Annotated in this window: 9 protein-coding genes and 1 tRNA gene; 7 read left to right on the top strand and 3 right to left on the bottom strand. The window is 51.8% G+C overall.

Annotated features, from left to right (window positions below; genetic code table 11):
• The first annotated feature begins 503 nt into the window (after positions 1 to 503).
• The 5 genes from AC0QH1_RS16645 to AC0QH1_RS16625 all read left to right on the top strand — a co-directional run bounded on the left by AC0QH1_RS16645 (position 504) and on the right by AC0QH1_RS16625 (position 7701).
• Complete coding sequence (locus AC0QH1_RS16645) at positions 504 to 3830, top strand: GAF domain-containing protein (RefSeq protein WP_324632340.1); 3327 nt, start codon at positions 504 to 506, stop codon at positions 3828 to 3830.
• A 145-nt stretch (positions 3831 to 3975) separates the two neighbouring features.
• Positions 3976 to 4047: transfer RNA gene (locus AC0QH1_RS16640), tRNA-Gln, on the top strand.
• A gap of 193 nt (positions 4048 to 4240) precedes the next feature.
• Entirely contained in the window at positions 4241 to 5023 is a 783-nt protein-coding gene (locus AC0QH1_RS16635) for an HAD family hydrolase (RefSeq protein ID WP_324632339.1), read from the top strand.
• Between the two features lie 187 nt (positions 5024 to 5210).
• Positions 5211 to 6131 carry a glycosyltransferase family 2 protein gene (locus tag AC0QH1_RS16630; RefSeq protein WP_324632338.1) on the top strand — a complete coding sequence of 307 codons (921 nt, stop codon included), beginning with the start codon at positions 5211 to 5213 and terminating at the stop codon, positions 6129 to 6131.
• Positions 6132 to 6471: 340 nt separating this feature from the next.
• A complete protein-coding gene (locus AC0QH1_RS16625) occupies positions 6472 to 7701 on the top strand; it encodes a DNA double-strand break repair nuclease NurA (protein WP_324632337.1) in 1230 nt (409 codons plus the stop codon).
• 67 nt (positions 7702 to 7768) lie between these two features.
• Here AC0QH1_RS16625 and xseB read toward each other — a convergent pair whose 3' ends face one another.
• Positions 7769 to 8056 carry an exodeoxyribonuclease VII small subunit gene (gene xseB / locus AC0QH1_RS16620; RefSeq protein WP_324632336.1) on the bottom strand — a complete coding sequence of 96 codons (288 nt, stop codon included), beginning with the start codon at positions 8054 to 8056 and terminating at the stop codon, positions 7769 to 7771.
• Positions 8057 to 8269: 213 nt separating this feature from the next.
• On the opposite strand from xseB, the gene AC0QH1_RS16615 reads away from it, so the two are divergent.
• A complete protein-coding gene (locus tag AC0QH1_RS16615; protein WP_324632335.1) occupies positions 8270 to 8728 on the top strand; it encodes a helix-turn-helix domain-containing protein in 459 nt (152 codons plus the stop codon).
• Between the two features lie 198 nt (positions 8729 to 8926).
• Here the strand turns inward: AC0QH1_RS16615 and AC0QH1_RS16610 are convergent, their stop codons facing one another.
• Both AC0QH1_RS16610 and dapA read right to left on the bottom strand, forming a co-directional pair.
• On the bottom strand, positions 8927 to 10696 hold the full coding sequence (locus tag AC0QH1_RS16610) for a ribonuclease J (RefSeq protein WP_324632334.1): 1770 nt from the start codon (positions 10694 to 10696) through the stop codon (positions 8927 to 8929).
• A gap of 138 nt (positions 10697 to 10834) precedes the next feature.
• Complete coding sequence (dapA, locus tag AC0QH1_RS16605) at positions 10835 to 11719, bottom strand: 4-hydroxy-tetrahydrodipicolinate synthase (RefSeq protein WP_324632333.1); 885 nt, start codon at positions 11717 to 11719, stop codon at positions 10835 to 10837.
• Positions 11720 to 11832: 113 nt separating this feature from the next.
• Between dapA and AC0QH1_RS16600 the strand changes: the two genes are divergently transcribed.
• Entirely contained in the window at positions 11833 to 12012 is a 180-nt protein-coding gene (locus tag AC0QH1_RS16600; protein WP_324632332.1) for a hypothetical protein, read from the top strand.
• The last annotated feature ends 187 nt before the right edge of the window (positions 12013 to 12199 follow it).

The following is a 12199-nucleotide window of genomic DNA, read 5'->3' as shown; positions in this document are numbered from 1 at the left end:
GGAGAACTCCTCCCTACGCATAAATGACGAGGGTTTCCGTTCTCCCCCTTACCAACCCTAATTTCTGATGAAAAAACTGTAAAAACAATCTTAAAAATAAGGAAGAATAGATAACATAGCATTTGGCAAGTTGACGAGGTACCTAGGCCAAATCTGTCCCCACCCTTGAGGTGGGCGAATCCAGAAAAAAGTTGGTACTTCGCCCACACCAGAACCGCTATAAAGCGAATCAAGATTTGATGAGAAACTAATCTAGAACTGCCCGGTGGGGGAAGCCGCATCCAAAAATCGGTGCCACCGTCAGTTCCAGTAAATCGTCAATATTCCAGGCAGAAAGAAAAACGGGATGCTGACCTCCGCAATTCCCCTGTATCGCTTGAGGCTTGCGGAACGTAAGATCGAAACAGAAGCGGAAATTCGGCTCTACTACGATGAAAAACACGCACCAGTCCCCAGACTGGCAGGCTTCAAAATGAGAGGCGTCCGTACCCATGAAAACACCAGTGCCAAGCGAACAAGACATTACAATTCAATCCTGGCCTCAGTCAAACCAAATCGACGCACAAGTAATGAGTGAGTTGAAGGAGTTTACCCAGTTGGCCACCCAAACTTGCGATACGGCGATCGCCGCCATCTGTCTCGATCGGGCTAACGGAAGGGGAGGAGTGGTGAGTCGGGGTCTATCTTCCTGTGAAAATCCCTGGGTCTTGCAAATCTGCGCGACACTCGATCGCGAAACCCACAGGAATAACCCCATAGAACCGATGCAAATTTGCGATCTGCGATCGGATCCGCGCTTGGCCCCCCAAACCCCAATCCCAGACGAACCGGAGATCCGCTTTTATGCCGAAGTCCCTCTGAAAACCCAAGCCGGAGAGAAACTGGGAAAATTATGCGTTATGGATCGCCAGGTACGCGAACTCAGTGGCGAACAACTGCAAGGATTGCAAATCCTCGGACGGTTGTGCGCCAAGCAGTTAGAATCGATCCCTCGGTCGGAAACTCCCCCCTCACCTCGGACGCCTAGCGCCCCCCTAACTCCAGAACCTTCCCAAAGAACGGAACGTTCTAGATGGCGATCGCCCCAGCGGGAAGCCCGCCCCACCCCGCGCGATGGCAAGGTCTCAGTATTGCCCCCAAAAAATCAGTTCCAGAACGAGTCTCAAAACGAGTCTTTAAACCACTTGCTCGCCGAAGTGCAGATGGCTCCTTATCGTTGCCCTGGCGTTGGTCAGGAAGATTGTCGGGTTTTTCTCAATCCGGTAATTGCCGCAATTGTGGGCTATCCCCCATCGGATTTTCTCTGCCAGTCTCGGGACAACGGACGCACCCCCAGGGTCAGTTATAGCCACTTGATTCATTCTCAGGATCGAGAACGAGTCGAAAGCGAGATTCACGGTGCGATCGCCCAACAGCAACCCTTTGCTGTGCAGTATCGGATCCGCCACGCCGATGGAACCTGGCGATGGGTCAGCGATCGCGGGCGCGGTATTTTCGACCCGGACGGTTCGTTGCTCGAAATCCAAGGCATTCTCTTCAGTACCGAAACCCCTGCCACCGATACCGAATCCGACGTCGATCTCGACCGCCTCAACGAGGGGTATTTTGCCTTAGACCCCGAGGGGAACTTTATCAAGCTTAACTCTCGGGCCGAAGAAATTTTATCGCGCAGCCGAGAGGAATTGCTGGGGAAAAATATCTGGTCCGAGTTCCCGCAATGGCAAGCCTCTAGCGCTGAGAAATACGATCGCGCCATCAGCGATGGCGCGATCGCGCAACTGGAACTGTACGATACATCCGCCCAAATTTGGTTGAAGATGACTGCCTATCCCCAACCCAACCGATTATCCGTTTACTTCCAAGATGTGACTCCCCTGAAACAGGCCAAAAGGGTCGAGCAAGAATCCACCCATTTATCCGCCTTTAGTGCGGAAATGGGGTTAATATTAGCCCAAGGCGGAAGCTTGTCCGACCTGCTGCAACACTGCATGAATGCAGCGATCGTCCATCTGGATGTGGCTTCCGCCAGCATTTGGATTTTAAATCCCGCCTTCCAACAACTGGAACTACACGCCAGCGCCGGGGAACCGTTCGATCGCGAACGTTTTCCAGAACGGGTGTCGCTGGGAGTGCCGCCCCTCGGGACTCTGGCACAAACTCGTCAGTCCTATTGCGGGCACTTATCCAGCCCGGGGGATACCACAGAAGAACTGTTTGTGGATAGCTGTTGTCTCGACGCCAATTTTGTCGCCCTACCGCTGATTGTAGACGATCGCTTAGTCGGCGCGATCGCCGTCTTCTCTCACCACACCCTCAGCCCAAGAGTGCAAAGTTTATTGGGATGGGTCGCCAATAGCATCGCCGTCGCCGTCGATCGCGCCTGGGCTAGAGAAGCCCTGCTGTCCCGCCGCGAAGGCTTGCTCTTCCGTCTCGCTAGCCAGATTCGCAACTCCTTGGACTTGGATACCATTCTCGAAACCGCCGTCCAAGAAATCCGCAGTTTATTGCAGATTGACAGATGTCACTTTTTATGGTACCTTCCCAATCCAGTGCAGGCGAGCTTAACCGTCACCCACGAATCCCGCAATGCCGAGGTTCCCAGTCTATTGTGCGAATATCCCCCCGCCCAAAGCGGTCCTTTGGCCGCGAGAATCCGCAATTTACAATCGTTACGGGTAGACGACATCAACACGGCGGTGAAAGTCGATGACAACACGCGATCGCTGATTCGCGACATGCAGATCGCCTCCGTTCTGCTGCTACCCCTGGAAACGCGATCGGGTCAACTCGGTGCCGTGGTTTGCAGCCACAACACCCGCCGCCCCTGGAGTGATAGCGAAGTGGAACTGCTACAAGGAGTGGTAGACCAACTCGCATTGGCGATCGACCAAGCCGAACTCTATGCCCAAACTCACGCCGCCGCCCTCGCCGCCCAAACTCAAGCCCAACAACTCAGCGTCGCCCTGCAAAATCTCAAACAAACTCAAGCCCAATTAATCCAAACCGAGAAAATGTCCAGTCTCGGCCAAATGGTGGCCGGCATCGCCCACGAAATCAACAACCCCGTTAACTTCATCACCGGCAACTTAGTCCACGCCAACAATTACACCCAAGACTTGCTCCACCTGATCGAAGTCTATCAACAGCATTATCCCGAACCGGCTGAGGAAGTTCAAGAAGTCGCCGAAGATATCGACCTGGAATTCCTCCTGGAAGATTTACCCAAAATCCTCGCCTCCATGCAAATGGGTGCCGATCGCATCCGCCAAATCGTCGTCTCCTTGCGGAACTTCTCCCGTCTCGATGAAGCAGAAATGAAACCGGTGGATATCCACGAAGGCATTGATAACACCCTGCTCATCCTGCACAACCGCGCCAAACCCAAAGGCAAAGATAAAGGCATCGAAATTATTAAAGACTACGCCAATCTGCCTCGCGTCGAATGTTACGCCGGCCAACTCAATCAGGTGTTTATGAACATCCTCGCTAATGCAATGGACGCCCTGGAAAATCAACCCAATCCCCATATCATCACCATCCACACCGAAGTCGCCAAAACCGACGCCCAAGCCAAACCCTCCCACGTGGCTATTCGCATTCAAGATAACGGCCCGGGAATGAGCGAAGACGTCAAAAAACACCTGTTTGACCCCTTCTTCACCACCAAACCCGTGGGCAAAGGCACCGGCCTGGGTCTCTCGATTAGCTATAAAATCGTTGTGGAAAAACATGGCGGTATCCTCAAGTGCGAATCCGAACCCGGAGAAGGTACCACCTTCTACATTTCTATTCCCGTTAAGCAACCCCAGTTGGCCAGTTGGTGCGCCTGATTCTCTTTTCCCTCCCCGCCCCTCGTCTCCCGAATTCCCCTACCAGCAAGAGTTTCCAGCTATATCCCAAAAAAATTAAAAAAAATTTGCCAAACCCCTTGACAAATCCCTAGGGGTAGAGGTTATTATGATGAAGGTTAAGCGATGGGGCGTCGCCAAGCGGTAAGGCACCTGGTTTTGGTCCAGGCATTCGGAGGTTCGAATCCTTCCGCCCCAGTTCCACGAACTGGCAATCCTATCCAATTTATCGGTAGGATTCTTTCACAACTCATACAACATCTGCAAGAACCCCGCTGGTTTCAAATCAGCGGGGTTCTGTGTTGGTCCTTTGTTATTGGTCATTGGTCATTAACCAATGTCATTCAATGCAATTTGTGGGACAATTGAGCGGTAAACTGCTCCCCTAAACCATGTCACCAAAGCATCCGACGATTCTGGCTCTTGATTTTGATGGCGTCATCTGTGACGGGTTGATTGAATATTTCCAAACCACCTGGCGTGCTTATTGCCAGATGTGGCCCAACACAGATCCGACGCCACCGGAGAATTTAGCCTCCAGTTTCTACCGCCTGCGACCTGTTATCGAAACCGGGTGGGAGATGCCGGTGGTTCTCAGAGCGCTCTTGCGGGGCATTCCGGAAGAAAAGGTTCGGGATGAGTGGCCGGCAGTGCGTCGGGAAATCGTCGCCGAGGCCCGATTGGATCCGGCTGAGGTCAGCGATCGCGTGGATGGCGTCCGCGATGAGTGGATTAACTCGAATTTAAACGAATGGCTGAGTCTGCATCGCTTTTATCCCGGGGCGATCGCCCGCATCCAACAAGCTCTTGCTAGTTCGGTTCGCGTCGGCGTCGTCACCACCAAAGAAGAACGCTTCGTGCGATCGCTCCTCGCCCAACAAGGCGTGGAACTTCCCGAAAACGCGATCTATGGCAAAAATGTCGAGCGTCCCAAATACCAAATCCTGCGAGAACTATTGGGTAGCACAACCCCCACCCCGGAGATCTGGTTTGTGGAAGATCGGCTAAAAACTCTAGAATCGGTGGAAAAACAGCCGGATTTGCAACCGGTACGCCTCTATCTGGCCGATTGGGGCTACAATACTCCCGACGATCGCGCTTTAGCCGTAGAAAATTCCCACATCAAGCTATTGTCCCTCGAGGAGTTTGCCCGGGATTTCTCCGATTGGCCTTAAATCGGCAATGCGGAGGGTTTCGGTGCGGCAATTCTTCCGCCGCCGATCGATCCGGTTTGGGCATTAAATCAGTTTCTCCCCCAAATTGCTAACCCCTAGCAAATTGAACTGAAAAAGCACCGAAAAGTCGTGACGAGGGCGTGAATGCAACTCTATATCTACCGCGATCGCTCTCCACCCCAACCCCATGAAGAAAGACAGCAAGGAATTTCTGGAGGAAACCTCTCCCCTCCTCTCCACAACGGAGTTCTTGGTGCCGCCTTTTTCCGTTGTTATTCCGGTTTATAACGAAGAAAAAGGCATTGCACCCACATTAGATGAGCTACAGAAAAATCTAACCGCTTCCGGTTGTACCTATGAGGTTATCGTGGTCAACGATGGGTCCACAGACCGCACCCGGGAAATTTTGCGATCGCGACCGGATATTAAAGCGATCGAACATCGCAACAATCGCGGATATGGTGCGGCGCTGAAAACCGGGATTCGACATGCCACCTATCCGTTAATTGCGATCGCCGATGCAGATGGTACTTATCCCACCGCCATCCTCCCCCAACTCGTCGCCTTAACCCAAGATGCGGATATGGTAGTCGGCGCGCGCATCGGCGCTAACGTGCGCTACCCAACGTTGCGGAAAATTCCCAAGTGGTTTCTCGTTCGCTTTGCGCAATGGATTACCAACAGTCGCATTCCAGACCTCAACAGTGGTCTGCGCGTGTTTCATAAAAGCGTCGTCGAACAGTTTCTCAAAATTTTGCCCGATACCTTTAGCTTTACCACCACCATTACCGTGGCAATGCTAAACAATAATTATGTGGTTCGCTACGAACCGATTGACTATCACCCTCGCCAAGGCAAAAGCAAAATCAAACCCATCCGCGATACGTTACGATTCGTCCAGTTAATCTTGCGAACCGGTCTTTATTTCGCTCCCATTCGCGTCTTTTTACCCATTGCTGGAATCTTTTTCGCCGGCTTTTGCTTGACGTTGATTCAAGATATCTTTGTGCGAGAAGATTTAACCGACAGAACCCTGCTGCTGTTGATTGCTGCTACACAAACCGCTATGTTTGCCTTGTTGGCTGACATGATTGATAAACGCATGTGAAATCCGAGGCGATCGGCTATTCGTCAATCGGTCAATGGGGAAAAAACCGGGGAAATACCGTTTTTCCCACAGGAACAATGCAGCAATATCCCGGATTCGGTATAATTCTTCCACAGTAGGGTCGGGCAGGTCGCGATCGCATAGGCGGTTCGAGCGCGTCTCTACGGTAGTTAATTGAATTGCCTAATTTTGGCAGCGCAATTTTTTATTATACCATAAGAAACGCGACAAAGAAAGCAGTGAATTGAGGTGTATTGCCCCAGCTTGAGGAGGGAAAGGGTAAAATTAGCACCGGAAAGAACGAACAAAAGCGGTGGGTTGTCACCACCAAGGGGATAGTATGCTGGATTTAACCAAAATTGCCCGCCAAATGCAAGGGATTAGCGAACATTTGGCGAAAGAAGCAAAAGAAGCCCATCAGCGATTAGAAGTGGCGCAGGAATTGATAAAACAGGCGCGATCGCAACAGGGGCATTTAGTCGAACAGCGCCAAAACTGGCGCGATCGCATGGCATTTACCCCCGCCATTCCCGTAGAACCGCTCAACCTGCGTCCATTCATCTCCCAGCCACCCCAAGTGCAAACCGTGATTGCTACCGATGGTTCTCAAATCGCCCCTTCCCATCACGAAATTGCCTATTGCTATTTAATCAATGTCGGACGAGTAGTGTTGCACTACGGTCAAAGTCGGATGGCATCATTAGAGAGCATACCGGAAGTGTTTTACAAACCCGAAGACCTGTACGTGTCGCGCCAGTGGGGGATAAAAACTGAAGAGTGGATGAGCTATCGGCGGGCGGTTTCGGAAGCCGCAGCATTGGCACATTTAGCCCGCGACTTGCGAACTCCCGGTAGCGGTCAAATCGCCCACCCGGAAGCGCCGATTTTAGCAATGGTGGATGGATCGTTGATTTACTGGTTTTTAGAACCCTTACCCACCGATGCGCGTCAGCTCATTCTCGATGCGATTTTTGAAGCATGGGAACAGATGCGCGAGTGGGGGGTTCCGATTGTCGGGTATCTCAGCGCGTCTCGCAGCAGTGAAGCCCTCAGTTTTTTGCGCTTGCAAGCTTGTCCCTACGAACATCCCGATTGTTTTACCCATTGTCCTTTGGAAGCGGATAAGGTGAGTCGCCCTTACGATCGCAAGGCTCCTTGTCAGCTGTTTGACCCCTTGCGCGATACCACCTTTTGGGCCTCCCTGTTGGAACCGGGGCAGCGCAGTCCCCTCTGGCGCAGTTGTGCCCGGATTTTGGACTTGTATGATGCCGCACATCAGGTTTATTTTTGTTATCTTCATGTCGGCCCGGAAATTGCCCGCGTGGATATGCCTGCTTGGGTGGCGCAAGATCCAACCCTGCTGGATTCGGCGTTGAGTCTGGTGTTGGCGCAGGTGCAAAAAGGGTATGGGTATCCGGTGGCTTTGGCGGAGGCGCACAATCAAGCGGTGGTACGCGGAAGCGATCGCGCCCATTTCTTTGCCTTACTCGAACAGCAGATGATTCAAGCTGGGTTGCAAAATGTGAGTACCTCTTATAAGGAGACCCGGAAACGGGGCAGTATTGCTTAACCGGGCGCGATTGGCAGGCGATCGCCGGGGAATGGGAAAGTGGCGATCGCCCTCGAAATCGGCTAATTCAAAAGTCAAACCCTCCATCATTGAGGGTCTCGATGGTAATGTTCATCTGTTGTTCTCGTTGGGCGAGAAAGGTTTCGCATTGTTGTAAATATTCTACCGCCGCATAAAATTGGTCGAATACCTCGGCGAGTTCGAGTTCGCCAGATTCTACGCGATCGATAATCGCTTCGATTTGCGCCACTGTGGCTTCATAGTTCCAGCGATCGGGGAATTCCACTTCCCCCGAATCGGTTCCCGGATGACCCATAGAATCGCTCCCGCTTCTTTTTTCACTGTATTTCATCATACTCTTTCCGGGCTAGGGTTAGATGAAAAATGGGAAATTTGCCGCTTACGCTCATCCACTCTTCCCAGTTGCTCTTTTACGTTTTATTTCTGCATTCTCCATTCACCGCTTGCGCTCTTGACGATCCGGAGTCGCTGAGCTAGGCTGTTGATACAATTTTAGTATGTTCCTGCATGAAATTAACGCATAGGGCTGAATTGGAAATCTTTTCAAATGGGAAGAAATTTAAAGCTAGAAATAACAGAATCAGCAGAAGAACTGAAAATACTCTTGGAGAAGCAGACCAGCGTTTACAGCAAAGAAAGACTGCAAGCGCTTTATTTACTCAAAAGCGGAACTATCACCACGCTCCAAGAGTTATCCGCTGTGCTAGTGCGTGATACCTCCACGATTTATCGCTGGTTCCAAAAGTACAAAAAAGATGGATTGTCAGGCTTGCTGAAGCAGTATAAAAATCCGGGCAAAAAACCGGCAATTCCACCGGAAGTGATGAAGCAACTCGCGCGACAACTGCAAGAATGCGACGGATTTAATAGTTATGGGGAAATTCAGATGTGGCTGAAAGAAGAATGTGGCATCGAGGTCGGCTATCATGTGGTTTATCGAGCAGTTCACAATAAACTCCAAGCTACCTTAAAAGGAGAGAAAGGACATAAAAAAATTAAAAAATAGCGTCGGAATACGGAGTCAAATCAAATTTCCCCTCGCAGAATATGAAACTTAATCACATGCCATTGAGTTGGCAAATAAAGGATAACCCTAGCCAGTTAGGGTTATTTTTTTGTTTGAGGAAAAAAGCCCCTACAGGGAAAAAATCGCCTCGGGCGGGCGGAGTTTCCCTGTAGGGGTAGGGTGTGAAATCGCGAAGGATTAGGACGCGACTTTGGCGGTCGATCGCGTGCGACGACGTCCGGTGGTGGCTGATTTCACGGGTTCTTTGGGCGTTTGCATCAACAAGACCAATAAGGGATTGGTTTGCAGTTCGCGGCGCAACATCCGCTTGAGATCCCGTTCGAGTTGAGTTTGCAGACCGGTCCAGTCCACATCGACTTCGCCATCGCCAAAAGACTTGGCAAATTCGGTCCAGCGATCGCTCAGACAATCTTCAATGGTTTCGCAGACCCATTTTTGGAGCTGTTCCCGTTCGATGGAGGAGACCACGCCGCGCAGGTGTACGGAGGGTTCGGCGACGAGTTTGCCATTGAAGCCGATCGCCGCCGCCACGGTAATCACGCCATCTTCTGCCAATCGCTGACGTTCCTTGAGCACTTCATCTTTCACCAAGCCCGATCGCGAGGAATCCACCAATTCGATACCGGAGGGCACTTTATCCACCACCTCGATGCTATCGGGGGTCAATTCTATCACATCCCCATTATCGATTACCCGAATATTTTCGCCGGGGATGCCCATGCTTTCAGCGGTTTTGGCATGTTGCACTAGCATGCGGTGTTCCCCGTGAATTGGGAGGAAGAACTTCGGACGAGTGAGAGCGAGCATCAGCTTGTGGTCTTCTTGAGAGCCATGTCCGGAGACGTGAATGCCCTGATGGCGTCCGTAGATCACGTTTGCGCCCTGCATCATCAGCTTATCGATGGTATTGACCACGGCGATGGTATTGCCGGGAATCGGATTGGCGGAGAAGACCACGGTATCTCCCTGACGGATTTTGATTTTCCGGTGTTCGCCGTTGGCGATTCGAGTCAGGGCGGACATGGGTTCGCCTTGAGAGCCGGTGGTCAGAATCAGGACTTTCTCTTCGGGCAGGGAGCGGATGGCGTGCAGGGGTCGGAACAGGCTGTCCTCGCACTTGATATAGCCCAAGTTGCGGGCGTGGGCGATCGCGTTGAGCATGGAGCGACCGACCACAGACACCACCCGATCTTGCTTTTTCGCTAGTTGCAAAATGATGTTCAAGCGGTGAATCGAAGAGGCAAAGGTGGTCACCAGCAAGCGACCGGGGGCTTGCGAGAAGATGCGATCGAGATTGGGATATACAGAACTTTCTGAGGGCGTAAATCCGGGAACCTCGGCATTTGTGGAGTCGCTCATCAAGCACAGCACGCCTTTTTCCCCATGTTCGGCGAGCTTTTGCAAGTCATAATGTTCGCCATCTACTGGGGTATGGTCGATTTTGAAGTCGCCGCTGTGGATGACCACGCCTACGGGGGTGTGAATGGCAACGGTGAAGCTATCGGCGATCGAGTGGGTATTGCGAATGTATTCGACTAAAAATGATTTGCCCAAGCGCACGATTTCGCGCGGACCTACTCTTCGCAGTTCGGTGCGATCGGCCACGCCAGCTTCTTCTAATTTGCCTTCGAGCAAATTCATTGCCAATCTCGGACCGTAGATGGTGGGAATATCAAATTGTTTTAAGTGAAAGGGAATCCCGCCAATGTGGTCTTCGTGACCGTGGGTGACGATCATGCCTTTGATTTTATGGCGATTTTCCCGCAAGTAGGTCATGTCTGGCAGGACGATATTGACGCCATGCATTCCATCGGTGGGAAATGCCAGTCCTGCATCTAACAAGAGGATTTCGTCGTTAATCTCGAAGACGCAAGTATTTTTACCAATTTCATGCAGCCCACCCAAGGGAATAATTTTGAGGGCGGGGGAAGATCCTTTTTTACTCATGTGTTTTCCGTTGTTAATGTACTGAGCAATTGTGACAACTCAATTAATGGTTATTTTTGATAGGTCATGGGTCATCGGCGACCGGATTTGTGCGATCGCCACTCCTGACCCATGACCGGGACTCTCTCCCCAGGAAACCTACAGTAGGTTGAGTTCTTCCATTACCGCTTTGACTTTGCTCTTCACCTCATCAGAGGCATCACACAGCGGTAGGCGAGGAGATCCCACATCCCACCCTTGAAGTTTGAGGGCATATTTCAGGGGAATGGGATTGGTGGTGGCAAACAGGGCTTTAAATAAAGGCAAAAGCTTTAAGTGGATTTCCGTGGCCTTTTGCGGGGAACCCCCTTCAAAGGCTTGCACCATTTCTTGCAGTTGCTCTCCCACCAAATGAGAGGCGACGCTGACTACTCCAGACCCCCCAACCGACAGTAGGGGCAGGGTCATCGAATCATCTCCAGAATACATCGTAAAATCCGGGGGCGTTAGCCGTCGCACCTGACTGGCTTGATCCGTGCTGCCGGTGGCTTCCTTGATGGCCACAATGTTGGGAATTTCTGCCAGACGCGCCACTGTTTCCGGTAGCAAATTCTGTCCGGTGCGACCGGGGATGTTATAAAGCATCAGTGGCATGTCTGGGTTGCTTTCGGCGATCGCTTTAAAATGCCGATACATTCCTTCTTGTGGCGGCTTGTTGTAATACGGAACAACTTGTAACGATCCATCTACTCCTAGTTTAGCAGCTTTTTGGGTGGCTGCGATGCTCTCGCGAGTAGAATTCGACCCGGTTCCGGCGATGACTTTCGCTTTCCCCGTCACGGCTTTTTTCACCACCTGAAATAATTCGTGTTCTTCATCCCAGGTTAAGGTGGGGGACTCGCCTGTGGTCCCACAAACCACCACGGCATCGGTGCCGCTATTGGCTAAATGCGCGGCTAGCTTTTCTGCCACGGCTAAGTTTAAGCTGCCGTCTTCTGAAAACGGCGTAATCATTGCGGTGAGCACACGTCCGAAATTCACCACACTCTCCTATTGTGAAATGGATCGATTGTCAGTTCGAGATGGGCGCATAGCCGATTAAATCCCAGTACATCGCATCTGGGAGAGGCTAGTGCCAGAGGTCATTAGGCTTTTTTGTGTCCAGCATTCCGGGTGGAGGCTGGGGAGGCTCTCCGGTGCGGGCGATCGCGTTTTTATCGATCGCAGACCTGACTCCGGGAAAGCGCGCGATCGCTGCTTGCTGGGTCGGCGCTTTTCGAGGGTTAGGGACTCTCCATTCCCCTATCCTCTCCCGTCATGCTCCCAATTCGGGTTGATTTGTCAATGATGGCAAATGCCCCACTCGGGTGATGCGTGACGTACTCCCGACGCCGACCGCTTAGGCGGTACGGCGCGGGCTTCTGGGCCGAGACCTTTGAGATCTGGCTTTCGCGTTTTTGAGTGAGGCGACCCCTCGGATATGATGGGGTATCATATCCTCGCCCAACCCCACTTTTTGAATCA

This window comes from Phormidium sp. CCY1219, assembly GCF_055795085.1.
The sequence above is the reverse complement of the archived record's forward strand: the minus strand, read 5'-3'. Positions and strand labels throughout refer to the sequence as shown.

What these genes read in the sequence shown, in the direction of transcription:
- AC0QH1_RS16635 (WP_324632339.1), top strand. Translation starts at nt 4,241, where the DNA reads ATGTCACCAAAGCATCCGACGATTCTGGCTCTTGATTTTGATGGCGTC.
- AC0QH1_RS16630 (WP_324632338.1), top strand. Translation starts at nt 5,211, where the DNA reads ATGAAGAAAGACAGCAAGGAATTTCTGGAGGAAACCTCTCCCCTCCTC.
- AC0QH1_RS16625 (WP_324632337.1), top strand. Translation starts at nt 6,472, where the DNA reads ATGCTGGATTTAACCAAAATTGCCCGCCAAATGCAAGGGATTAGCGAA.
- xseB (WP_324632336.1), bottom strand. Translation starts at nt 8,056, where the DNA reads ATGATGAAATACAGTGAAAAAAGAAGCGGGAGCGATTCTATGGGTCAT.
- AC0QH1_RS16615 (WP_324632335.1), top strand. Translation starts at nt 8,270, where the DNA reads ATGGGAAGAAATTTAAAGCTAGAAATAACAGAATCAGCAGAAGAACTG.
- AC0QH1_RS16610 (WP_324632334.1), bottom strand. Translation starts at nt 10,696, where the DNA reads ATGAGTAAAAAAGGATCTTCCCCCGCCCTCAAAATTATTCCCTTGGGT.